The sequence below is a fragment of the Cupriavidus plantarum genome (assembly GCF_905397285.1).
In the GTDB taxonomy this organism is placed as follows: domain Bacteria; phylum Pseudomonadota; class Gammaproteobacteria; order Burkholderiales; family Burkholderiaceae; genus Cupriavidus; species Cupriavidus plantarum.
This window is the reverse complement of the sequence record NZ_CAJPUX010000002.1, coordinates 453,303-477,313: the sequence shown is the minus strand read 5'-3', so window position 1 is coordinate 477,313 and position 24,011 is coordinate 453,303. Positions and strand designations below refer to the sequence as shown.

The window sequence follows — 24,011 nt, the reverse complement described above, 5'->3', positions numbered from 1 at the left end:
ATGCTCCTAGTGGCCGGCTCTCGCGAGCGGATTGGCGATGTATCGCACCACGCGGTCGCTGAACGATGCGGCAGGAAACAGGCACAGCACCGTCAGGCCCCAGACCGCGATCTTCTTGGGCAGGGTCCAGAATGGATTGGCCACGATCGTATGAAAGTAGCGGCCGGAGTCGTACTGGAACCAGCGCCAGCGCTGCGTGAACGAAGCACCGTAGACCTGCTGCGCGAAGCGCGCTTTTTCGGCGGAGAAGTCGAGCGGCGCCGGCGGCAGCGCGATGTCGAGCCGCTCCTGCGCGATCTGCCGCAGGACCGACCAGCGCCGCGCCGACTGCCGGGCGACCGCCAGCGAATCTTCCGCGTTGGTGAACGAGAGTTCGCTGCCGGGCCCGTCCGTACTAGCCGATCGATGCACGCGATAGCAGCCGAGCGCCTGGTCGATCGCGCACACCTTGCCCAGCAGCGCCACGCCATAGATCGCGTAGAAATCGGCGCCATGGATGTTGTCCGCCGTCACGGGCACGGGAAAGATGCGCCGCAGCGCGTCCACGCGGTACGCGTTGCCCGACCCCGGCGGCGAGGGATACAGCCACCCGTTGCGCAGCATGCGGCCGCAGCCATCGGCGCGGATCGACTGCGGCACCTGCACGCCGGTAGGCATGCCGTCGCGCGTCATGACGTCGAGGCGATACTGGACCTTGACCCAGTCGCCCGATCCGGAGAACGCGGCGACCACCGTGGCGGCCGCCGCGGGATGCAGCATGTCGTCCGCATCGAGGAACAGCACGTACGGCGTATCGACGCGCTCGAGCGCATGGTTGTATGCCGCCACCTGCCCGCCGTTGGGCTGGAAGATCGCCTCGACGCGCGCGCCATAGCTTTCGATGATCTCGCGCGAGCCATCGGTGGATCCGTCGTCGATGACCATCACGCGAACGTCGGACGTGGATTGCGCGAGCGCCGAGTCGATGGCGGCCGCGAGGAACTGCGCGTAGTTGTAGTTGCAGATGACGATGGTCAGCGCGGGCGATGGGGTCCGGTCCGGCATTGGGGTCTCCTGTGATGGCTGGGCGTGGCTATAGGGAGTAGTCGGCGTGAAATCCGAGCCGGCTGGCCTCACCATCGGCGATGGCGGCCTCCAGCAGGCGCAGGCGCGCTTCAGCGTTGCGGCGCTTGCCATAGAGGCGCAACAGCCGCAGGAACACATACCGGTTCAGGCGGTACATCCATCCGGACCGGGACCAGTAGTTGCGATCGAACCAGGCCTGGTTGCGGCTGCTGTAGTACGCGCGGAAGTCCGAGCCGCTGAGCAGCATGCATTCGAAGTGGTTCTTCCAGTTGCGCTTGACGTTCCAGGACCCTTCCAGGTCCTCGAGCATCGCCCCCGTGACCAGCGCGATGCAGCCCCCGCGCGCGGTCAGCCGGTAGGTGTATTCGGTGTCGTCGGCGTAGAGCACGAGGCTGGTATCGGGCAGGCCGAGATCCGCGTACATGTCGCGATGGCCCAGAAGGCCGCCATACGGTGCAAACGGCAGATGCACGACGTCCGGCAGCGCATCGGGACGTGGGCGGCCCCACGGCGTGCGGCGCCAGATCTTGTAGGGAACGCGGGCCACATGGAAGCCGAAGTAGCTCGAACGCGGCGGCGTGGCGAGGGACGCGGGCACGCCGGCCGCGATATCGCCCTGATGATCCGGACGGAACCCCAGCACGGCCGCGCGCTGACGGCCGCGCTGCCGCGCGAGCACGTCCAGTTGATGGGCGAGCACGTCGAGCGCGCCCTCGCAAGGCGCGTTGTCGTCATCCATCAGCCAGATGAAGTCGGAGGTGCTGCGCTCGAGCGCCGCGGCGATGCCGATCGCATAGCCGTTGGCGGACCCAGAATTCGATGGCAGGCGGATGACCGTGATGCGCTTGCCCCATGTGGCCTCCAGCACCGCGAGGTCGGAGCTCGAGTTATTGCTGACCACGATCGCATGCATGATGCCTTCGCGCTCGAAGCTGCGCCGCAGCAGCTCCGCGCAGTAGTGCAGACGGTCGCCATAGGTCACCGTGACCAGCGTGATGCGCTTGTGGTGCAGGTGCGGCATGTCGGATCTCCCGGGAACTGCTGTCGATGCGCTCGGATGCGCTCGGATGCGTGCGGATGCGTTCGGAGGCGTCTTGATGCGTCTTCAGGCATTGGCCGTCACGGTATGCGGCTCCGTCGCCGAACCATAGGCATAGCTGTAGCGATGGAGCGCGCCGGTGAAGTCGTTGAAGATCACGCCGCGCACCGCCACGTTGGCCTGCGCGAGGCGTCGCGTGCTTTCGTCGATCTGCTCCACCGTGGTCACGCGATGGCGCGCCACCATGAACACCGTGCCTGCTAGCCGGCCGAGCACCAGCGCATCGGCCACGGGCAGCAGCGGCGGGCCGTCCAGCACCACCATGTCGTAGTGCGCCGCCACCTGCTGGATCAGCACGCGCAGCTCGGGCTGCAGCAAGAGTTCGCTCGGGCCGGAAGAGCAGGCACCGGTCGAGAGGAAGTCGAGCCCGTAGGACACGTTGCGGCGAATCGCATCCTCCGGCTTGCACGTGCCCGCGAGCACTTCGGCCAGGCCGGGACCGCGCTCGAGACGGAAGCGTTTATGGAGACGGCCGTTGCGCAGGTCGGCATCGATCAGCAGCACGCGCTGCTTGGACGCGCCGGCCAGCGTCGCGAGGTTGGCGGCGACGAACGATTTGCCGACGCCCGCGGTGGGCCCGGTGATGAGCACCACGCGATTGGGCGCGTCATGCAACGCGAAATGCAGCGTGGTGCGGACCGCGCGCAGGCTCTCGATCGCGGCATCGGGCAGCATCGGGCCCTCGTTGGAGCGGTTGAGCCACGACGTGCGCAGCGGGCCGGTCAGGCGGCTGCGCGGCACCGTCGCATAGACGGGAATGCCCGTGGCGATCTCGATTTCCTCGCGATCCTGCACCGTGCCCGCGATGCGGCGGCGCGCCATCGCGAGCACGATGCCCGCCATCAGCCCCGCAAGCAGCGAGCCGCCAATGGCGACGCCACGCCGCGGGGAAATCGGCGTTTCCGGCGGCGTGGCCGGATCGATCAGCCGCACGTTCGCCACCTTGCCCGCGCGGACCAGGGTCAGCTGCTGGCGTGCGTTGAGGCGGTTGGTGTAGAGCTCCGTATCCACATGCAGGTTGCGCTGAAGCTGAAGCACCTTCTGCTCGATCAACGGCAACTGCTTCGTGCGGCCCTGCACGACGGACCATGCCGCCTGCGCCTCGCGTATCTGCCCATCGATGGCCAGCAGCGCCGGATGCTTCTCCGTGTACTGCGTCATCAGCTCCTCGCGCTTCTGGCGGAGGTCCACGAGGCGCGTCTCGGCCTGCACGCTCTGCTGCAGCAGCGCGCGCGCTTCCTGGCTAGTGTCGACCGTGCCCTGTTGCGCGCGAAACGCGTTGTAGCGGCTTTCGGATTCCTCGAGCTGCTTCTTCAACTGCGGCAGTTGCTCGTCGAGGAAGCGGATCGACTTGTCGGCCTCTTCCGAACGGCGGCGCACGTTCTGATCCACGTATTCCTTGCCGATCTCGTTGAGGATGCGCGTGGACTCGATCGGATCGACGCTGTCCAGCGACACGCCGATGATGCTCGACTGCTTGCCGCGCTCGCCAATGGCCAGCGTGCGCTGCAGCCATTCGGTGGTCGCGGTCTCCGAATAGCGCTTGAGCGTGAAGCTTGCGCCAGGCCGGCCCGTCGCCGTGCGGACCAGCAGCGTCAGCGGCCCGCGCGCGGTGTCGGCGCGCATCAGGATGCCGACGCGGCCCGTCAGCGAGATAGCCGGCGCGCCGAAAGTGGTTGCCTGCGTGAGCGTGAAGTTGCCGTGTTCCCCGAGCGTCAGCGTGAACGGCTTGCCTTGCAGAGCGGGCGGCACATCGAAGGTCGTGACCGCGATGCGCTCCTTGCCGTAGACATGGCCGCCAAGCGGCTGCGAATAGCCGTCCGCGCGTTCGGCGAGCCACCAGCCGATGACGGGCACGTAGCGCGGCGTCGCATCGATATAGAGCTTGAGTGTGTCCACCGCGCGCGAGACCACCATGCGCGAGCTCAGCACCTGGATCTCGGACGTGGTGTCCGGCTTGATCTCCGGCGTCAGGCGCGGATCCCCCGATGCCGACCGGTTCTCGATCGAGCTAGGCTCTACCTGGATGAGCATGTCGGAGCGGTAGACGGGCCGCGTGAATACCGCATAGGCCACGCCCGCGAGCACGCAGGCCAGCGTGATGCCGGCGATCAGCCAGCGGCTGGCCAGAAGCGTCGTCAGCGGATTCATCGCCCGCGCCGATGACCGGATCAGCGGCGCATAGACCGGCGGTGCCGGATGTGCCAGGTCGGTAGTATTCATTGCCATAACCCTCCCGGGGTTGCCGTCGCTCGGTTCGTGTGCATCACGGCGCTATCGCGCGGCTTGCGGTGGCGGTCTGTGCGGTGGGCAGGAGCAGGTTCACGACCCGGCTCCAGCGCACCAGCGAGGAGGTGTCCACGAACACCACGTCGTTCGCCTGCAGCGCGAACCCGTCGGCCAGCGCCATGGACGACGGCTTGCTCGCGTCGAGGTGGAACACCTGCGGCTCGTGCCCTCCGTTGCCGCGCACCACATAGACCTGCTGCGCGTCGCCCGAGTACTGGCTGATGCCGCCGGCATCGCCGAGCGCCTGGTTGAGACTGAGCTTGCCGTTGTTCAGCGTAAGCGCCGCGTTGCGCGCCACCTCGCCAATCACGTACACCTTGCTGTCGGTACCGGCGTAGACACGGACGAGGTCGCCATCGCGCAGCAGGATGTCCGCAGGGTTGGTCCCCTTCGCGATCAGGTCCGGAAAGCTCACGCGTGCCGTGCGCTCGCCACGGGTTACCGCGACCCACGAACGGTCCGCCCCCGCGCTGAAGCCGCCCGCGCGGTTGATCGCCTCGGGTAGTGTCATCGGCACGTCGTTGATAATCTGCACGCCGGATTGCTGCACGGCGCCGTCCAGATAGACGCGCTTGCTGCGGTACGCCTGGATGCGCAGCGTGACCTGCGGATTGCGCACGTACTCGGCGAGCCGGCGCGTAAGCAGTTCCCGCGCCTCGGCCTCGGTCAGCCCCGCCACCTGCACCATGCCGACGAACGCGTACTGGACATTGCCGCGCGCATCGACGGTATATCCCGTGACGACCGAGTTCGAACCCGAGGTATCGACGCCGCTCGTCACCTGCAGCGAGGGCAGGTTCAGTTCGGGATGTCCCCACACGACGATGCTGAGCACGTCGCCGGGGCCGAGCACGTAGGGCTTCGGCTTGTCGAACAGCGCGCGCACCTCCGGAGGAATGCCGCCCGGCTGGCCCGCGCGTTGCGCCGCGAGAAGTCCCTGATCGATCTCGATCAGCCGATCCTGCGACACGGACTGCACGCCCTGTACCGACGGCAGGCTGCCCACTGGCGGCGCGGGCTGGTACGGTTCCGCGCCGGCCGATGCCGGCTGGACGCTGGTGGTTGTCGTTGCCGTGGTCTTGTACGTCATGCCGGGCGCCATCGCGCACCCGCTCATGACGTACACCACGAGCGCCCAAAGCCACAGCGCGGAAAGGCGCCTGCTCCAGGGTAAGTCAGTATGCGCCGCGACCATAGATCACCACTCCGATTGTCTTGAACAGGATCACGATGTCCCCGGCGAACGTCCAGTTGCGGACATAGGTCACGTCGAGCATCACGCGTTTGTCGTAGTCGGCATCATTGCGGCCGCTGACCTGCCAAAGTCCCGTGATGCCCGGCAGCACGCGCAGGTAGTACGACACCGAATCGCCGTATCGTTCGAGCTCCTTCTCCACCACGGGGCGCGGGCCGACGAGACTCATGTCCCCGCGCACGACATTCCAGAGCTGCGGCAGTTCATCGATGCTCGTCTTGCGGATGAAGCGGCCCAGCCGCGTCACCCGCACGTCGTTGCGAAGCTTGAAGTCTCTGTCCCATTCCGCGCGCGCGGCGGGATCGCTCGCCAGTAGCGCCTGCAACACGGCATCGGCGTTTCGCACCATCGACCGGAACTTGAGGCAGCGGAACTTGCGGCCGTCCATGCCGACACGCGTGTGCCCATAGACGCAGGCTCCCCCGTCGCGCATGACGAGCATCGCGACGGTCAGCATCAGCGGCGACAACAGAACCAGCAATGTGAGCGCCGCGCCGACGTCGAACGCTCGCTTGGCGGCATGGCCATAAGCGCGCGCATAGCGCGGTCCGGCCGGCGCCGACATGCCGCCCTGTTTGCCCTGAGATTGCGGTGCGCGCGTGTCGGTCAGATCGGGCGACATGCTCGCGGAAATATTCGCCGTCAGATGTGAAGGCAGGATGCCAGCCCTCGACAGCAACGATTTGAGGAAGCGCAGGCGCATCTCGGTTCTCCCTGGACCGATGGGTGGACAGCGGACGGCGCGTCAGACTGACGCTGGGCCGTCCTGGGGCAGCTTCAGTTCGAGGCTGGGGTCGAGTTCAGGCGCAGCGGCCGTAGGTATCCGCGATGCGTACGATGTCGTCCTCCCCGAGGTAGGCACCCGATTGCACTTCGATCAGTTCGAGCGGCAGCTTGCCGGGGTTCTCCAGCCGGTGCATGACGCCGATGGGGATGTACGTGGACTCGTTCTCGCTGAGCAGAAAGCGCTCGTCGCCGCGCGTCACCTGCGCGGTGCCGCGCACCACGGTCCAATGTTCGGCGCGATGGTGATGCAGCTGGAGCGAGAGCGATGCGCCCGGATTCACCACGATGCGCTTGACCTGAAAGCGTTCGCCCTGGTCGATGGAGTCGTAGCAGCCCCAGGGCCGCTGCACCTTGCGATGGTTCTCCGCCTCGGTGCCGCGCTCGCGCGCGATCCGTTCGACCAGACCCTTGACGCCCTGCACGTGCGAGCGGTCCACCACGAGCACGGCATCGGGCGTCTCGACGACGATCAGGTTGGTCGTGCCCACGCATGCGACCAGCCGGCCGTCGGCATGGACGTAGCACGAGGTCGCGCCTTCATACATCACGCGGCCGCGCGCGGCGTTGCCGTCCGCGTCCTTGTCGATGGCGTCCCAGACCGCATCCCACGAGCCGAGGTCCGACCACCCTGCCGACATCGGCACCACCACGCCCGGCACGCCGGCCGCGCGGGCGAGGTGTTCCATCACCGCGTAGTCGATGGAGTCCGACGGCACGCTGGCGAAGGTCTCGGCATCGGGGTGATAGAACGTGCCGTGCGCCTGCCCCTTCGCGAAAGCCTCCGCGCATGCCGCATGCATGTCGCCCTGCAGGCGTTCCAGCGTGGCGAGCCATGTGCTCGCGCGCACCACGAAGATGCCGCTGTTCCACCAGTATTCGCCGGAGGCGAGGTAGGCCTGCGCGATCTCGGCCGCAGGCTTTTCGACGAAGCTGTCGATCGCATGCGCCACGCCATCGAGCGGCGTGCCGATACGGATGTAGCCATAGCCCGTGTCCGCGCGCGTTGGCGGCACGCCGAGCGTCACCATCGCGCCGCGTTCCGCGAACTGCGCGGCGCGCGTGACGGCCTGGCCGAACGCCTCCGCGTCGGCTATCACATGGTCGGCCGGCATGACCACCATGATGCTGTCCTCGCCCTCCGCCGTGGCCAGCATCGCCGCCAGCGTCAGCGCGGGCGCGGTATTACGGCCCGCCGGCTCCACCACGATGCGCGCCTTGACGCCGGACGCCTCGAGCTGCTGCGCCGTCATGAAACGATGCGCCTCGCCGCAGACGACGATGGCCGGCGTCTCGCCACGGCCCATGCCGCGCAGCGCCTCCGTGCGGCGCACGGTCGCCTGCAGCAGCGAGTCGCGGCCGATGACGTCGATCAGTTGCTTGGGATAGTGCTTGCGCGACAGCGGCCAGAGCCGCGTGCCGGATCCACCGGCCAGTACGACGGGACAAAGCTTCAGTCCGCTGGGGACATTGCCCGCCCCCGCGGCGGCATGAAAGGGGGCTTCGGTGAGGGCTTCGCCTGGAACGGTGATGGGCATCCTGAGCTCCTGTGGGGCAATCCGACCGGTATGGCAAGACTTTGCTGCACTGAAGCATAGATGCGGAGATTTGCGTCGTTATAACCATGGCCGAAAACATAGAGGATTTGACCGATATCGCCGCAAAGCATCCAAAAAATGTATTTATCGTGACAATGACGGATTATCGTGCACCAATATCGTTACGTAACCCGTTAAATGCGGTGCGCGAATGTGTCCTAGCGCACGAAACGCCCGCCGCGCCGCACAAATGCGGTGAAGTCGTTGTTCTATATGACTTTTTAAATTCACCGCCAGACATACACTGTATGTGCGGTAGGTAACAATTACGCTGGTTGATTCATTTTTGATAATCTTTCGAAGGCATATTGCGACGTATCCCGCATTTTCATCGACACTACACCCAAGCGAGCGTGCTTGTCCGACAACGTTGCGTGAATATCGGACATTTGACGTTGTGCGCCGCCGCAAATTGAATATGATGCAGATAAACGAGTTTCGAACCCGAAGTTCTTTCGCGAGGAAAATGCGCCATGGAGAACCTTGTCGAGACACCGCCGCCGGTCCGGGCACTGGGCCCGTTGCCTGTGGCGGGACAGTTGGCTGTCCAGCGTATCGGCCTGCTGTTGTTCGATGGTTGCTCGCTGCTGGCCGCCGGCGTCATCGCGGAGGCATTTCGCATCGCCAACGAACTGGAGATCGAGCAACACCGGCGGCCGTTCTATCAGTTGTCACTGCTTTCCCACCATGGCGGCAACATCGCGTGCTCTTCGTCGGTGAGGATCTGGACACAGGGACTCGAGGCCGCCGGCCAGCGCGGGTTCGGCGCCATCTTCATCGCCTGCAGCGAGCAGGAGCCGGCGGGGGAGCGCGCCGCGCGCGTGATGAGCACCACGCTGGAGATCGGCGCGGCGGCGCTCGAATGGCGACATAGCGGACGCGACGTGCTGCCGCCGCGCGTATCGCGCGCCACGGCCGCCATTGCCGGCGACCTTGGCATTCACATCGCACCGGCCACGGTCTTCTGGTGCCGTGGTGGTTCCCTCGCTGCGCCCGAAGTCATGCCATCGGCGATGGACCTCGCGCTCGCGCAGATCGAAGGGGATCTCGGGCCTTCCATGGCGCAGGAAGTCGGCAGACGGCTTTCCCCGCGACGCGACGCGACGGGCGCCGACGGCGAGAGCCCTGACCCCGGCGACAGCGCCGGCGATCGCGACGACGAGCTGCTGCCCGACATGTCGGCGGCAACGGCCAACAAGATCCACGCTTCGGCGCGCTGGATCACCGAGCATTACATGGAGGCCATCTCCGTCGCGGATGCGGCGAGGTTCGCCGCGATGAGCGAGCGCAACTACCTGCGCCGGTTCAAATGCACGATCGGCGTGACGCCCTCCGAATACCTCCTGCGCGCGCGGCTCGACATGAGCTGCAAGCTGCTGACCAGGACGACGCTGCCCGTCGACAAGGTCGCGCGCCGCTGTGGCATGGGCAATGGCGATCGGCTCTGCAAGATCTTCCGCAAGCGCTTCGCGCTGTCCCCGACCGAATACAGGATGCGTCATCACAACACAGGCGGCGGATCGACGTCGCCACTTCTGGAGGAGCGCTGAGTATGTACAAGGAAATGCTTGACCTGGCCAGGCTGGACTGGATGGCCCGCGAACTCGCGGAACCCTATCGCGCCAATCCCCCCTTTCCACATATATGCGTCGACGACTTTCTGGACAAGGACATCTATCGCGAAGCCAGTGACGCGTTTCCGGGCCGAAAGGAAACGCAGTGGTTCAAGTTTCAATCCGCCGCGGAGAACCTCAAGCTCCAGATTCAGGACTTCTATGCGATTCCGCCCGCGCTGCGCGGCCTGATCCTCGAGATGAACAGTCCGGGTTTCGTGCGCTTTCTCGAAACGCTGACGGGCATCGAAGGCCTCGTGCCCGATCCCCATCTGCATGGCGGCGGGCTGCATCAAACCCTGCCGGGCGGACACCTTGGGCTGCATATCGATTACAACTATCACCCGGAATGGAAGCTCGACCGGCGCGTGAACGTGCTGCTGTACTTCAACGACACGTGGGAAGACAGCTGGGCGGGGCACCTGCAGTTGTGGGACGAGGGCGTGCAGCACTGCGTGCAGAAGATCGCGCCGATCGGCAACCGGCTGGTGGTGTTCAGCACGAACGAGTGCTCGTGGCATGGGCATCCGGTGCCGCTGGCGTGTCCCGCGGGCATGACGCGCAAATCGATCGCGCTCTACTACTACTCCAATGGCCGGCCCAAGGACGAGGCGGCGGAGGTACACACCACGCGCTTCAAGACCGCGCCCGGCGAACGGTATCCGCTGACCACGCGCGATATCCTCCACGGCATCACGCCGCCCTACGCCAAGGCGCTCGCGCGCCGGCTCGTGGGTCGCTGACAGCAAAGGGCCCAGCCATGTCCTGCATTCTCGTCACCGGCGGCGCGGGGTTCATCGGCGCCAACTTCGTGCTCGACTGGCTGGCCCGGCCGGACGCCGACGCCGTGATCAACGTCGACAAGCTGACCTATGCCGGCAACCGGCATAGCCTCGCCCTGCTCGATGGCGATCCGCGCCACCGCTTCGTACAGGCGGACATCGGCGACCGCGCCGCGATGGACGATCTGCTCGCGCGCTATCGGCCGCGCGCGGTCGTTCACTTTGCCGCGGAGAGCCATGTCGATCGCTCGATCCATGGCCCCGCCGCATTCGTCGACACCAACATCGTGGGTACGTTCACGCTGCTGGAAGCCGTGCGCGCCTGCTGGCAGGCGCTGCCCGACGCGGCGCGCGCGGACTTCCGCTTCCTGCACGTCTCGACCGACGAGGTCTTCGGCTCGCTGAGCGCCACCGATGCGCCGTTCGGGGAAACGACCGCCTATGCGCCGAACAGTCCGTACTCTGCATCGAAGGCGGCTTCCGATCATCTCGTTCGCGCGTGGCATCACACGTATGGCCTGCCGGTGGTGACGACGAACTGCTCGAACAACTACGGCCCGTACCAGTTTCCGGAGAAGCTCATCCCGCTGATGATCGCCCGCGCGCTGGCCGGCGAGTCCCTGCCCGTCTATGGCGATGGGCAGAACGTCCGCGACTGGCTCTACGTCGGCGACCACTGCGCGGCCATTCGCACGGTGCTGGCGGCGGGACGCATCGGCGAAACATACAACGTCGGCGGCTGGAACGAGAAGACCAACATCGACGTCGTGCATGCGCTGTGCGACAGCCTCGACGCCCTGCTGCCGCGCGATGACGGCACGTCGTATCGCGCGCAGATCCGGTATGTGAAGGACCGCCCCGGGCACGACCGCCGCTATGCGATCGACGCGCGCAAGATCGAACGCGAACTCGGCTGGCGTCCGGCGGAAACATTCGAGAGCGGCCTGCGCAAGACCATCGCGTGGTACCTCGACAACCAGCCGTGGGTCCGCGACGTGATGTCCGGCGCGTATCGCCATTGGATGGGACTGCAATATGCCGCGTGAACGCCGGACGGCAACCGTCACTGCAACGGCAACGCCCGCGCCCACGCTGCTCGTGACCGGCGCCAATGGGCAGGTCGGCTTCGAACTCGCGCGCAGCCTCGCGCCGCTTGGCCGCGTCATCGCGCTCGACCGCGGCCACTGCGATCTCGCCGATATCGGGCAGTTGCGTGGCGTGATACGGCATTTCGCACCCGACGTCATCGTCAACGCGGCTGCCTATACCGCGGTCGACAAGGCCGAGATCGATAGCGACCTCGCCTTCGCGATCAACGGCACGGCGCCAGGCGTCCTCGCCGAGGAGGCCAGTGCGCTGGGGGCCCTGCTCGTGCATTACTCCACGGATTACGTGTTCGACGGCACGAAGGACGACGCCTATACGGAAACCGACACGCCCGCGCCGATATCGGCGTACGGCCGGAGCAAGCTCGCGGGCGAGACGGCTGTGCTGCATGGCGAAGCGAGCGCCCTGGTGCTGCGCACGAGCTGGGTGTTCGGCAGCCATGGCAACAACTTCGCGCGCACCATGCTCAGGCTCGGTTGCGATCGGGACCGGCTGCGGGTGGTGGCGGACCAGTTCGGCGCGCCCACGCCGGCCGCGCTCGTGGCGGACGTCACCGCGCATATCGTGGCGCGCCACTGGATTTTCGGCAGCCCGAGCGCCTTCCCGGGCGGCATCTATCACCTGACCGCTTCGGGTGCTACGAGCTGGCATGCCTATGCGCTTGAAGTGCTGCGGCTCGCGGCCGCGCTCGGCGTCACGCTGAAGGTAGACCCCGCGCGTGTCGAGCCCATCGGCACGGACGGCTATCCCCTGCCAGCGCGCCGGCCCGCGAACTCGCGGCTGGCCACGGCAAAGCTCTCTCGGACCTTCGGCATCCACCTGCCCGCCTGGCAGGACGGCCTGCACGCGGTGATGCCGGAACTGGTTTCGCAATTGCCCAGGAGTTGAACCATGACCATGAACGTGACCCGTACGGAAATCCCCGACGTGCTGATCGTCGATCCCAAGGTGTTCGGCGACGATCGTGGCTTCTTCTACGAGAGCTTCAACGGCGCCGAGTTCGAGGCCGCCACCGGTCTGAAGCGGCATTTCGTGCAGGACAACCACTCCCGGTCCGCGCGCAACGTCCTGCGCGGCCTGCACTATCAGGTCAGGCATCCGCAGGGCAAGCTCGTGCGGGTGGTCACCGGCGAAGTCTTCGACGTGGCGGTGGACCTGCGCCAGAGCTCGCCGACGTTCGGCAAATGGGTCGGCGTAACGCTGTCCGCCGAGAACAAGCGCCAGCTATGGATTCCGGAAGGCTTCGCCCATGGCTTTGTCGTGCTCTCCGATTACGCGGAGTTCCTGTACAAGACGACCGACCTCTGGTACCCAGAGCACGAGCGCTCGCTGCTCTGGAACGACGGCCACCTGCGCATCGAATGGCCGATCACGGGCGCGCCGATCCTCGCCGCGAAGGATGCGGCCGGGCGAACCCTAGAGGACGCGGACGTGTTTGCCTAGCGGCGGCGGTGCGGAGCGCCGACGGCAGGGCCTTCACGAAGCGGTCCCTCTGAACTGCCGCACCGCTTCGTCCCGCAGCGCTTCGACCAGCCGCGTGCGGGATGTGGTGCGGGACCAGATCAGGCCCATGCGCCGCGGCTCGCTGGGTCGCGGCAGCGGCAGGTGAACCAGCCGCAAACCCTCCGGCCACGGGCGGATCCATTCGGGGACCAGCGAGACACCGAGGCCGCGGTCCACCATCACGGCGATGGCCGAGAGCGAATTGAGTTCGAAGCGCTCGTTCGGCGCGATGCCGTTGTCGCGCAGATAGCGATCCGCGAGCTGGCCGCCCCATTCGTGGCGATCGAATCGGATGAACGGCGCCACGCGCAGCAGCTCGTGCGGGTCGGACCCCGCCAACTGCGCGGGCACCAGCAGGCCCAGCGGTTCCTCGCGCAACAGTTGCCACCGAAGCAATTTCGGCAGCGGCGCGGGCGAAGCCATGACGATGGCCGCGTCCAGCGTGCCGTTCAGCACCGCGGGGTGCATATCCACGGAGTATCCCGGCTGCACGAACACGCTGATGCCCGGATATCGTTTGACGAGCGCGCTGAGCAGGTCCGGCACCATCCCCGTCAATGCCGTCGGCCCCGCGCCGAGGCGTAATTCCCCCGCGAGTTGTTCTTCATCGAGCGCGGCGGCGAACATGCCACTCACATGAGCGAGAACATCGCGCGCCCGCGCGGCGACGCGCTCCCCGCTTTCGGTGGCGATCACGTGCCGGCCCGATCGGATCACCAGTTGCGTACCCATCTCGCGTTCCAGCGCGCGGATCTGCTGGGCGACGGCGGCGGGCGTCACGGCGAGACGGCGCGCGGCCTCGGCGATCGAGCCGTGTTCCAGCACGGACAGATAGTTCTGCAGGAAGAGCGTGTTCATCCGTGCCTCTGAGATGGGGTTGCGTCGATGAAGATAGTTTATCTATCTTTTGAAGAAAGACGATGGGTCTTTTTCTTTATCCATGGGCTTCCCATACTGGCCTCATTGCGCCGCATACCAAAACAAGAAAGCATCAAGACAGGAGACAGCATGAAAGGCCCCCATGCCCCCATTCTCGCCATGCTTTGCAGTGGACTGCTCGGCATGGCCAGCCTCGCCGCGACGGCGCAGGAGCCCGCGTTGCCGAAAACGATTCGCATCGTCGTGCCCTTCTCCCCGGGCGGGAGCAATGACCTGTTCGCCCGCGCGCTGGCGCAGGGGCTCGCGGGACGGACCGGCTCGTCCGTCGTCGTGGAGAACCGGCCCGGTGCCGGCGGTGCCATCGGCGCGCAGGCGGTGGCCACCGGCGAGCCCGACGGATCCACGCTGCTGCTGAACTCGCTCAGCTTCAGCACGAATGCCGCGATTCAGCCGAAGCTGCCCTATGACCCCATCAAGTCGTTCGAGCCCGTGGCCATGCTGAATCGTGGGCCGATGCTGCTCGTGACGGCCGCGAATACGCCGTACAAGAGCGTGAAGGACGTGGTCGAAGCGTTCCAGGGCAAGAACAAGAGCATCAACTTCGGCTCGGCGGGGCCGGGTTCGAGCGGGCATCTGGGCGGCGAACTGCTCAATGCGCTGGGTCAGGGCCGTGCCGTGCACGTGCCGTACAAGGGCGTCTCCAACGCGGTCGTCGACATGGTCGGGGGCAATGTGCAGGTCATGATCACGACCGCCGCATCGGTGGCGGGACCGCTCAAGAGCGGGCAGGTCCGCGCGATCGCCGTCACGTCGGCGGAACGCTCGCGTTTCGCGCCCGGCCTGCCGACCGTCGCCGAAACGCTGCCCGGCTTCGTCGTGGAAGCCTGGTGGGGCGTGTTCGCGCCGGCCAAGACCCCGCAGCCGGTTGTCGAACGCCTGAATCAGGAGATTCGCGCCGTCGCGGAAACGCCCGCGATGCGAGAGCTCTTCTCGCGCGAGTCGACCGAGCCCAGCAACATGACCGCCGCGCAGTTCGCGAGTTATGTGCAGACCGAAGTGGGCAAGTGGCGCACGCTGGTTTCCACCCGACACGTGGCCGTCGCCGCCGAGTGAGTCACAAGCCGAGTCACAAGCCGAGTCACAAGCCAAGTCGCAAACCGAGCCGCCCCATGCAAAAGAAAGTATTCAACCCCAACGCGCGCGGCCCGCTGCATGGCCTGCGGATCATCGACATGAGCCGGCTCGTCGCGGGCAACATGCTGACGCTGCAGCTTGCCGACTTCGGGGCCGATGTCATCAAGATCGAGCCGCCCGACGGCGATTCGCTCCGCAATTTCAAGACCGATGGCCTCGATATCTGGTGGAAGACGTACGCAAGGAACAAGCGCAGTCTCGCGCTCGACCTGCGCCATCCGGCCAGCATCGCCCTGCTCAAGACGCTTGCCGAAACCGCAGATGCGCTGATCGAAAGCTTCCGGCCCGGGACACTGGAAGCGATGGGACTTGGCCCCGACGTACTGCACGCGATCAATCCGAACCTCGTGATCACGCGCATCTCGGGCTGGGGCCAGACCGGTCCCTATCGCCACAAGCCGGGCTTCGGCACGCTCGTCGAGGGGTACAGCGGCTTTGCGGCAATCAACGGATTCGAGGATCGAGAACCCGTGCTCCCGCCGATGTTCCTCGGCGACATGACCACCGGGCTCTATGGCGCCAGCGCGACGATGATGGCGCTGTGGCATATCGAGGCGCACGGCGGACGCGGGCAGGTCATCGACCTGTCGCTGTTCGAACCGATGCTGTCCATCATGGGACCGCAGGCCGCCAACTACAAGTTCACGGGCAAGCTCAAGCGCCGCACGGGCAGCCGCTCGAGCACGACCGCGCCGCGTAATGTGTATCGCACGCGCGACGACAAGTGGCTCGCGCTTTCGACGGCATCGAGCAGCGTGGCACGCCGGCTGATGGAGACAATCGGGCACGGCGACATGCTCGCGGATCCGCGCTATGCCACCAACAGCGCGCGCCTGGCGCATATCGAGGACGTCGACCGTGTCGTCGGGGACTTCATCCGTGCGCGCAGTCTCGACGAGAACCTGTCCATCTTCGAAGCCGCGGGCGTGACCGTCGGCCCCGTCTACGACGCGAAGCAGGTGCTCGACGACGCGTACGTCGCCCAGCGCGAGAGCCTTGTGGAACTGCCTGATGCCGAGCTGGGCGCGCTGCCGATGCACAACATCGTGCCGCGCTGGAGCAATACACCGGGGGATTTCCGCCGTGCCGCGCCGGACCTCGGGCAACACAACGACGAGATCGTGCGCGAGGCGCTCGGGGAGGCCGGGCTCGCCAGATTGCAGGCGTGCGGCGCGCTCGCATCCACCTCCATTCCCTCTGCGGCGTGACACCGCCGCACCGTCATCACACACAAGGAGAAGACATGAACCGCGTTGGTCATCCGATCACGGGCCCCGGCGCCTGGAAAGGCCCGGACATCGACTGGACGAAGGAAGGACTGCACGTGCTGAATGCGGCGGAACTGGACGAGGTCGACCGTGCGCTCCGGCATCTGAAGTCGCTCGGCGAAGTGGACTTTCCCGACATCACGCGCGACACCTTTCCGCTCGACACCGTCGGTACCCTGATGGCATCGCTGCCCCGGCGCCTGCGCGAAGGCGCGGGCTTCCTGATGCTGCGCGGGCTGCCGCGCGAGCGCTACAGCGACGACGACATGGCGCGCATCTATTTCGGCCTCGGCGCGTATATCGGCACGACGATGACGCAGTCGTACCTCGGCGACCGGCTCGGCCATGTCGTGAACGTGAGCGACTACGAGCCAAAGTCGCGCGGCTACCGCAAGGGCGGCGGGCAGCTAATGCACACCGATTCGTGCGACATCATCGGCCTCATGTGCCTGCGCACGGCCATCTCCGGCGGGGAAAGCCGCATCACGAGCGCGCTGACGGTGCACAACTACCTGCTCGAGCATCATCCGAAGTCGCTGGAAATCCTGCGCCGCGGACTGTTCCTCAAACGCACCGACGAAGACGGCCGCCGCGCGACGCGCACGTTCAGCGAAGACCGCGTGCCCTTCTTCGCCGACGACGGCAACGGCGAGGTGACCTGCTACCTGCCCACCGGCTATGCGCGCCTTGCCGAAAAGAGCGGGCAGCGCCCGTTCACGCAGGAAGAGTCGGACGCGCTGTACCACGCCCGCAAGGCGGCGGCGATGCCCGAGCACTATCTCGACATGGGTTTCCGCGATGGCGACATCCAGTTCCTGAACAACCGCATGATGGTGCATGGCCGCACCGACTACGAGGACCACAAGGAACTGTCGAAGCGCCGCCATCTGCTGCGCATGTGGCTGCGCGTGGACGCGTGGCCGGCCATGCCGAAGAAGCAGGTGTTCCACACGGACGAGGACATGCGCCTGTGGAGCGTGACGCGCCGGCCGTTCATGGAACTGCCGTCCAATCACGACCGCGACCTGCTGGAGGGGGTGGCGGGCGCGATGGTGGAGTGACGGTCCAGTCAGGCACTGCACCGCCATGGGGCGCGCGGCGACGGTATAATCCGCGCTGCTTTCCCGCTTTCAGCGTTGCCCCGATCCCCCATGCCCCGAAATACCGCCCCGCAGTCCGGCTCCATCCCCAGCGATCTTTCCGTCGAGGTCGATGTCGACAGGTCGAAGCGCGCCGTGCTGAAAAGCATGCTGGCGGCGGCCCTCCTGGCCTCCGGACTGCCGGCGTTCGCCCAGTCCGAGTGGCCCGCCAAGCCGATCCGTCTCGTGATTCCGTTCCCGCCGGGCGGCGGCACCGACATCCTGGCGCGCCTTGTCGCCAATCAGGTCGCCCAGGCCACCAAGTGGACCTTCGTGCCGGATAACAAGCCGGGCGCGGGCGGCACGCTGGGGATTGCCGAGATCGTGCGGGCGGCGCCCACGGGCTATGAGCTTGTGATGGGCCAGAAGGACAACCTCGTGGTGGCGCCGTGGCTCTACAAGTCGGTATCGTACGTGCCCGCGCGCGACCTCATCGCGATCAGCCACGTGGCCTACACGCCGATCTGCATCGTCACCGCGGCCAATTCGCGATTCAAGACGCTCGCCGATGTGGTCGCCGCCGCGAAGGCGCATCCGGAGTCGGTCCGTTATGGCTCGCCGGGTAACGGCACGACGATTCACCTCGCGGCGGAGATCTTCAGCCATGCGGCCGGCATCAAGCTGCTGCACGTGCCGTACAAGGGTTCGAATGCCGCGATGATGGACGCCATGGCCGGCAACGTCGACCTCATGGTCGCATCCGTGCCCTCGGCGCTGGCTCAGGTCAAGGCGGGCAAGCTTCGCGTGCTGGCCGTGACCTCGGCCACGCGCAGCACCTCGCTGCCAAATGTGCCGACCGTCGCCGAGAGCGGCTACAAGGATGTGGACGTCAGTACGTGGTACGGCATCTTCGCGCCCGCGAAGACGCCGGCCAACGTGGTGGATCGCATTGCCGCGGAGGTCAACAAGGTGCTGGCCTCCCCCGACATGATTCACGCGATCCACGAGCAAGGCGCGGAGGCGAAGCTCATGACGCCGAAGGAGTTCGCCGCGCTCGTGGACGCCGACTACAGGAAGTGGAAACCTATCGTCGAGCAGTCGGGCGCCAAGGTCGACTGAACGGCTTCACGCGTCCTTCAAGACCAGCGTATCCCCCGGGCGGATCGTCCCGCCCCGCACCACCTCGGCATAAATGCCGAGGTCGCCGTGCTTCACGTACTGCAGCAGCGACACGGGAATGTTCAGGTCGCGGATCCCCGTCTGCGGATCCACGCTCGTCGCCGCGCAGCGCTTCGTGCGACGCACGACCTTCAGCACCACCTCGCCGATCGTCAGCTCGCGGTCGACCCATTCCATTTCCGTCCACGCCGGCTGGCCCGAGAAGTACACGTTGGCGCGGAAGCGCAGCGGGTCCAGCGAGTGGTTCAGATGGCGGCCGAAATCCGCGACCGTATCGAGGTTGATGAGCGAGATGCTGCGCATCAGCGCTTCAGACCGCACGCTGACGTCCGTGAACTGGAAGTTCGGCGCGTTGACCACGCGCGGCGTGCCCGGCAGCGGCACCGCCAGATAGGCGCCGAGGTAGCCGGCGAGTGCTTCACGATCCTTGTCACTGCTCAGATCGAACTGCGACACCTTGCCATCTTCCGCGAGTTCGAGCTGCGCCGACGACGCGTCGAAACGCGTCTTCAGCCGCGCCAGCTTTTCGTACTTGGCCAGCATCAGGAACTGCGTCTTGGGCGCGGGCACCGGATGCGCGGGATCGAAATCGAGCGAGCCGTCCGTTACGGCATAGGCACGGTCGAGCGGGAAACCCTGTGCGGCATGCAGATCCACACTTGCGAGCGCCTCGGGCGACAGGCCCTTGACCGGGTAGCGGTATAGCGACTGGATGTTCATGGCAGTGGCAACGTGTTGACGAGGGGAAAAATCATGCGAAGTCGCCTATGTTGCCGTGCCGCAACCGGTTCGCCAAGCGCCGCGCTACGCGAACTTGCGCGCGCACGGCAAATTGGGACATTCGCCCTCCGGCGCGGCGGACATTAGCCTCAGCGGGCGAATGCGCGCTGGAACGGTGCATCAGGTGCGTAAAGCGCAGTGGACGACTGCCGCAAGGATCCCATGATGGTGCTCTGCAAAAACGCCATGCACCATTGTGTGACGCTCTGCATTTTTGCAGAGGTATCTGCGAACTCTCTCCTTTCCGTTGCCGCGTTATCGGCCAAAAATGCGAACCGACAACGCAGCCAGTTCGATCGTCATTGGGAGAGAGAAGCATGATCAAGCCATCACCGCAGGCCTACGAGGCGCTGTACCGGAACCCGGAGTTTCAACGGCTGGTGCGTACCCGCCGGCGCATCGTGCTGACCCTGTTCGCGATCAGCATGACGATGTTCTTCGCCGTGCCCGTGCTCGCGGGCATTGGCTCGAGCATGTTCGAGATTCCCGTCACGGCCTCGACGAACTTCGGGCTCTGGTATCTATGCGGCCAGTACTTCGTCGGCGGTGTCATCGCCTGGGCCTACGCCGCCAGACTGCGACGCCTCGATGCGATGGCCGATGCCCTCATCTCGCAGGCGCCGTCCCCGGAGCCTGAGGCCGCCCACGCGGTGGCGGCGTGAGGAGCCCGACCATGCAAAAACGCTCCACTGCCCTGCGCGCCGCGCTCTGTGCCACCCTCGGCGCCACCCTCGGCGCCGCGCCCTGGCTGCCGGCCACGGCGCATGCCGCGGAAGCCACGCTCGTTACCGAAGGCAACCGCGCGATGACCGTCATCGTGTTCGCGGTACTGTTCTCGCTCACGCTCGCCATCACGTGGTTCGCGGCCCGCCGCAATGCTACCGCGAGCGATTTCTATACCGCGGGCGGCGGCATCAGCGCCCGCATGAACGGCATGGCGATTGCCGGCGACTATCTGTCCGCCGCGGCGTTCCTCGGCGTCTCCGGCCTCATCGCGTTGTATGGTCTCGACGGCATCAGCTACGTCGCGGGCTTCTTCATCTCGTTCGTGCCGGTCCTGCTGTTGATCGCCGAACCGTGCCGCAACCTCGGCCGCTATACGCTCGGCGACGTGCTCGCCTACCGCAACAGCTTCCGCGCCACCAAGCTCGTGGTTGCGGTATCCAGCGTGCTGGTCGCGCTGTTCTACATGGTGCCGCAGATCGTCGGCGGCGCGGTGATCGTCCGCGCGCTGATCGGCATTCCGTACGAGGTCTCCGTGTGCGCCGTGGGCGGCCTGATGCTCACCTACGTTCTCTTCGGCGGCATGCGCGCCACCACGTCGGTGCAGGTGCTGAAGGCGTTCCTGCTGATCTCGTTCTGCATCGTGCTAGTCGTGCTGACGTGGATTCCGTACGGCTTCGATATCGAGGCGTTCTTCCGCAGCGTGATCCATAACGATGCCATCCAGCGCCACGTGCTGGACACGCTGCTGAAGGGGCAATCGACACTGTCCGTCGAAGATGCTGGCCGCCGATTCCTCGAGCCCGCGCTGTATCTGAAGAGCCCCGTCGAGCAGATCTCGCTAGGGATGGCGCTCGTCCTCGGCACCGCCGCGATGCCGCACATCCTGATGCGCTTCTTCACGGTCAAGAGCGCCAGGGATGCCCGCACGTCCGCGCTGTACGCGATGTTCGCGATCGGCCTGTGCCATCTGCTGATCGTCGTCATCGGCTTCTCCGCGGCGCTCAATGTCGGGCCGAAGGCCATCCTCTCGCTCGACAAGGGCGGCAACCTCGCCGCGCCGATGCTCGCGCAGTTCCTCGGCGGCGGGCCGGACAGCCTGCTCGGCAACTTCATGCTGGCGGTGGTGGCCGCTGTGGCATTCGCGACGATCGTCGCGGTGGTGGCGGGCCTGACGCTGGCCGCGGCCTCGTCGCTCGCTCACGACGTGTACGTCGGCGCCATTCGCAACGGGCATGCAACAGATCGCGAGCAGGTGGTCGCCGCGCGTGTGGCCACGCTGTTGACCGCCGTCGTTTGCGTCGCCGCGGGTATCGCCGCCAAGGGGCAGAACGTCGCGCACCTCGTCGGCCTCGGCTACGCCGTGGCGGCGTCGGCCAATCTGCCCGCGCTCGTGTGCACGCTCTACTGGCGCCGATGCAATACGGCCGGCGTGGTGGCCGGCGTGGTCGGCGGAACGCTGGTCTCGATCGGCATGGTGCTCGTCTCCCCCAACATGACCTACCCGAGCATCATCGGACTCGACCATCCGCTGATCTCGCTGCGCAACCCCGGCATCGTCTCGATTCCGATCGGCTTTCTGCTCGTGATCGTGTTCTCGCTGCTGACGCGCAGCCGCTTGTCGGAGTCGCGCTGGGCCGAAATGGCCGTTCGCCGCGAGACCGGCATGGGCATTGCCGATGCGGTGTCGCATTGAACGCACGCACGGACTCCTTACTCCCTCCGCACACACACAGACATGACCCTTCCTATCGTCAACGTCGCGGCCGCGCATGCCGCACCGGTCTACATGAACGCGGCGGCCACCGTCGCAAAGGCCGTCTCCTTCATCGATGAAGCGGCGCGCCATGGCGCGGAGCTCGTGGTGTTTCCCGAGTCGTTCATTCCGGGCTTTCCCGTGTGGGCGGCGCTGTGGGCGCCGATCTACAACCACGAGTGGTTCCATCGCATGGTCAACAACAGCATCCGCATCGACGGGCCGGAGATGGCGCAGATCCGCGCCGCGGCGCGCCGCAATGGCGTGTTCGTATCGATCGGGTTCAGCGAGAGCAGCGATGTGAGCGTCGGCTGCATCTGGAACTCGAACGCGATGATCGGCGACGATGGCGCGTTGCTGAACCACCATCGCAAGCTGGTGCCCACCTTCTACGAGAAGATGGTGTGGGCCCCGGGCGACGGCCACGGCCTGCGCGTCAGCGATACACGCATCGGCAAGATCGGCGCGCTGATCTGCGGCGAGAACACCAATCCGCTCGCGCGCTATGCGCTGGCGGCGCAGGGCGAGCAGATCCATATCTCGGCCTGGCCCGCGATCTGGCCGACCCGCCTGCCGGGCTCCGGGCAGAACTTCGACAACCTCGCGGCCAACCGCATCCGCGCGGGCGGGCATTCATTCGAGGCCAAGGCGTTCGGCATTCTCAATGCTGGCTATATGGATAGCGCGATGATCGAGGCGCTGTGCGAGAGCGGCGATGCGCAGGCGCGCGAGGTCATCGAACGGACGCCGCGAGCAGCGACGCAGTTCCTCGATCCGACCGGCGCGGTCATTGGCGACATGCTCCAGCATGACGAGGGGCTCGCCTATGCGACGTTCGATCTCAATGCGTGCATCGAGCCGAAGCAGTTCCACGACATCGTTGGCTACTACAACCGCTTCGATGTCTTCGACGTGCGGATCGACCGGCGTCGGCTGACGCCCGCGACCTTCACGTCGGACAGTGTGGGCGCCGCGCGGCCGGCGGCGCGGGAGGCTGTCGGCGAGGCGGCGTATGAATATGAGGAGGCCGTCAGGTGATGGACGGGTAATGGTTTGGGGCATGGCAAGGCCGCACGTGGACGGGGCATAATTTGAGCGCCTGCCTCGCCGACGCTTCCTTTTGCCCCTCTTTTGCCCCGTCATTTCGCCATGCCAGCGCCTACCCGACTGAACTGGGATGACCTCCGCATCTTTCTGGAGGTCAACCGCAGCAAGACCCTGACCGCCGCCGCGCGGCAGCTTCGCATCGACGACTCCACGGTCAGCCGCCGTATCGCGGCGCTCGAGGCATCGCTCAACGAGACGCTCTTCATTCGCGACAGTGCCGGCCTGCATCCCACGCCGCGCGGGCTCGAGCTGCTGACCTGCGTGCAGGACATGGAGCGCGGCGCGCTGGCCATCACCGAGCCCGCGGTGGCGAACGATCGGACACCTTGCGGACATGTGCGGGTGGCGACGATGGAGGGGATCGCCTCGCTGTATCTTGCGGCGGAGTTTGTGGCCCTGCGGAAGCGGTTTCCCTTGCTAGAGGTCGAGCTCGTGACGTCCTCCAACCAGGTGCAGGTGAACCGGCGCGAGGCGGATATCTTCATCAGCTTCTTTCCGTCCGCTGGGCGGGGGCTGGCGGTGTCGGCGATCGGCGCGTTCCAGCTGCACCTCTATGCCTCCCCGGACTATCTGTCCCGCGCCGGGACGCCGCGCGCCGTCGATGACCTTGCGGCGCACGACTTTGTCTCTTACGTCGATGACCTGATACAGCTCGATACCGTGCGGTGGCTGCGCGAAGGCGTGCCCAATCCGCGCGTGGTGTTCCACTCGTCGAGCATGCTCGCGCAGATGTTCGCGGCGGCGGGCGGCGCGGGGATCGTCATGCTGCCCACGTTCGCGCGGGCGGAGCGGTTCGGGCTGACGCGGGTGCTGGGACGACGGGTGGAGGTGGAGCGGATGCTCTACCTTGCCGTGCACAAGGAGTTGCAGCACACACCGCGCGTGAAGGCGGTGTGTGCGTATTTGCAGGAGATCGTCGCGAGGGATTACCCCTCGCAATAACGTCGCGCGG

The 24,011-nt window shown here is 66.1% G+C and carries 20 protein-coding genes and 1 pseudogene; 13 read left to right on the top strand and 8 right to left on the bottom strand.

Annotated elements, in window-relative coordinates:
• Positions 1 to 6: 6 nt before the first annotated feature.
• The 6 genes and pseudogenes from KHP16_RS10855 to KHP16_RS10830 form a co-directional block, all read right to left on the bottom strand.
• Complete coding sequence (locus KHP16_RS10855; protein ID WP_211960165.1) at positions 7 to 1,044, bottom strand: glycosyltransferase family 2 protein; 1,038 nt, start codon at positions 1,042 to 1,044, stop codon at positions 7 to 9.
• Positions 1,045 to 1,072: 28 nt separating this feature from the next.
• The gene (locus tag KHP16_RS10850) at positions 1,073 to 2,086 is read right to left on the bottom strand and encodes a glycosyltransferase (protein ID WP_109583334.1); all 1,014 of its coding nucleotides are present in this window, start codon (positions 2,084 to 2,086) and stop codon (positions 1,073 to 1,075) included.
• Positions 2,087 to 2,170: 84 nt separating this feature from the next.
• On the bottom strand, positions 2,171 to 4,387 hold the full coding sequence (locus KHP16_RS10845) for a GNVR domain-containing protein (RefSeq protein WP_109583335.1): 2,217 nt from the start codon (positions 4,385 to 4,387) through the stop codon (positions 2,171 to 2,173).
• Between the two features lie 43 nt (positions 4,388 to 4,430).
• A complete protein-coding gene (locus KHP16_RS10840; RefSeq protein ID WP_244835752.1) occupies positions 4,431 to 5,543 on the bottom strand; it encodes a polysaccharide biosynthesis/export family protein in 1,113 nt (370 codons plus the stop codon).
• Between the two features lie 85 nt (positions 5,544 to 5,628).
• Positions 5,629 to 6,222, bottom strand: a pseudogene (locus KHP16_RS10835) (sugar transferase); the annotation flags it as partial.
• A gap of 286 nt (positions 6,223 to 6,508) precedes the next feature.
• Positions 6,509 to 8,029, bottom strand: coding sequence for a mannose-1-phosphate guanylyltransferase/mannose-6-phosphate isomerase (locus KHP16_RS10830; RefSeq protein WP_211960163.1), 1,521 nt, complete (start codon positions 8,027 to 8,029; stop codon positions 6,509 to 6,511).
• Between the two features lie 533 nt (positions 8,030 to 8,562).
• Between KHP16_RS10830 and KHP16_RS10825 the strand changes: the two genes are divergently transcribed.
• From KHP16_RS10825 to rfbC, 5 genes are read left to right on the top strand one after another with little or no spacing between them, the layout of a single operon-like run.
• Complete coding sequence (locus KHP16_RS10825) at positions 8,563 to 9,639, top strand: GlxA family transcriptional regulator (protein WP_211960162.1); 1,077 nt, start codon at positions 8,563 to 8,565, stop codon at positions 9,637 to 9,639.
• 2 nt (positions 9,640 to 9,641) lie between these two features.
• Positions 9,642 to 10,445 carry a 2OG-Fe(II) oxygenase gene (locus KHP16_RS10820; protein ID WP_115953217.1) on the top strand — a complete coding sequence of 268 codons (804 nt, stop codon included), beginning with the start codon at positions 9,642 to 9,644 and terminating at the stop codon, positions 10,443 to 10,445.
• 17 nt (positions 10,446 to 10,462) lie between these two features.
• Positions 10,463 to 11,530 (top strand): dTDP-glucose 4,6-dehydratase, encoded by a 1,068-nt coding sequence (rfbB, locus tag KHP16_RS10815; protein WP_109583341.1) that lies wholly within the window; start codon positions 10,463 to 10,465, stop codon positions 11,528 to 11,530.
• The gene (gene rfbD / locus KHP16_RS10810) at positions 11,520 to 12,479 is read left to right on the top strand and encodes a dTDP-4-dehydrorhamnose reductase (protein WP_211960161.1); all 960 of its coding nucleotides are present in this window, start codon (positions 11,520 to 11,522) and stop codon (positions 12,477 to 12,479) included. The genes rfbB and rfbD overlap by 11 nt, the downstream gene beginning before the upstream one ends.
• A gap of 3 nt (positions 12,480 to 12,482) precedes the next feature.
• Complete coding sequence (gene rfbC, locus KHP16_RS10805; RefSeq protein WP_211960160.1) at positions 12,483 to 13,034, top strand: dTDP-4-dehydrorhamnose 3,5-epimerase; 552 nt, start codon at positions 12,483 to 12,485, stop codon at positions 13,032 to 13,034.
• Between the two features lie 33 nt (positions 13,035 to 13,067).
• On the opposite strand, the gene KHP16_RS10800 is transcribed toward rfbC, so the two are convergent.
• Complete coding sequence (locus tag KHP16_RS10800) at positions 13,068 to 13,952, bottom strand: LysR family transcriptional regulator (protein ID WP_115953220.1); 885 nt, start codon at positions 13,950 to 13,952, stop codon at positions 13,068 to 13,070.
• 150 nt (positions 13,953 to 14,102) lie between these two features.
• Here KHP16_RS10800 and KHP16_RS10795 point away from each other — a divergent pair, with 150 nt between their 5' ends.
• The 4 genes from KHP16_RS10795 to KHP16_RS10780 all read left to right on the top strand — a co-directional run bounded on the left by KHP16_RS10795 (position 14,103) and on the right by KHP16_RS10780 (position 18,633).
• On the top strand, positions 14,103 to 15,086 hold the full coding sequence (locus tag KHP16_RS10795; RefSeq protein ID WP_167468431.1) for a tripartite tricarboxylate transporter substrate-binding protein: 984 nt from the start codon (positions 14,103 to 14,105) through the stop codon (positions 15,084 to 15,086).
• 56 nt (positions 15,087 to 15,142) lie between these two features.
• On the top strand, positions 15,143 to 16,375 hold the full coding sequence (locus KHP16_RS10790; protein WP_211960159.1) for a CaiB/BaiF CoA transferase family protein: 1,233 nt from the start codon (positions 15,143 to 15,145) through the stop codon (positions 16,373 to 16,375).
• A 35-nt stretch (positions 16,376 to 16,410) separates the two neighbouring features.
• Entirely contained in the window at positions 16,411 to 17,496 is a 1,086-nt protein-coding gene (locus KHP16_RS10785; RefSeq protein WP_115953222.1) for a TauD/TfdA family dioxygenase, read from the top strand.
• A 186-nt stretch (positions 17,497 to 17,682) separates the two neighbouring features.
• Positions 17,683 to 18,633, top strand: coding sequence for a Bug family tripartite tricarboxylate transporter substrate binding protein (locus KHP16_RS10780; RefSeq protein WP_179594047.1), 951 nt, complete (start codon positions 17,683 to 17,685; stop codon positions 18,631 to 18,633).
• Between the two features lie 6 nt (positions 18,634 to 18,639).
• On the opposite strand, the gene KHP16_RS10775 is transcribed toward KHP16_RS10780, so the two are convergent.
• Positions 18,640 to 19,413: an MOSC domain-containing protein gene (locus KHP16_RS10775; protein ID WP_211960158.1), complete on the bottom strand. Its 774-nt coding sequence runs from the start codon at positions 19,411 to 19,413 to the stop codon at positions 18,640 to 18,642.
• Between the two features lie 377 nt (positions 19,414 to 19,790).
• Between KHP16_RS10775 and KHP16_RS10770 the strand changes: the two genes are divergently transcribed.
• The 4 genes from KHP16_RS10770 (at position 19,791) to KHP16_RS10755 (ending at position 24,001) form a co-directional block, all read left to right on the top strand.
• Positions 19,791 to 20,135 (top strand): DUF485 domain-containing protein, encoded by a 345-nt coding sequence (locus tag KHP16_RS10770; protein WP_121491602.1) that lies wholly within the window; start codon positions 19,791 to 19,793, stop codon positions 20,133 to 20,135.
• A gap of 11 nt (positions 20,136 to 20,146) precedes the next feature.
• Positions 20,147 to 21,892, top strand: coding sequence for a solute symporter family protein (locus tag KHP16_RS10765; RefSeq protein ID WP_121491603.1), 1,746 nt, complete (start codon positions 20,147 to 20,149; stop codon positions 21,890 to 21,892).
• A gap of 42 nt (positions 21,893 to 21,934) precedes the next feature.
• Positions 21,935 to 22,990 carry a carbon-nitrogen hydrolase family protein gene (locus tag KHP16_RS10760; protein ID WP_109583351.1) on the top strand — a complete coding sequence of 352 codons (1,056 nt, stop codon included), beginning with the start codon at positions 21,935 to 21,937 and terminating at the stop codon, positions 22,988 to 22,990.
• 111 nt (positions 22,991 to 23,101) lie between these two features.
• Entirely contained in the window at positions 23,102 to 24,001 is a 900-nt protein-coding gene (locus tag KHP16_RS10755) for a LysR family transcriptional regulator (protein WP_115953226.1), read from the top strand.
• The last annotated feature ends 10 nt before the right edge of the window (positions 24,002 to 24,011 follow it).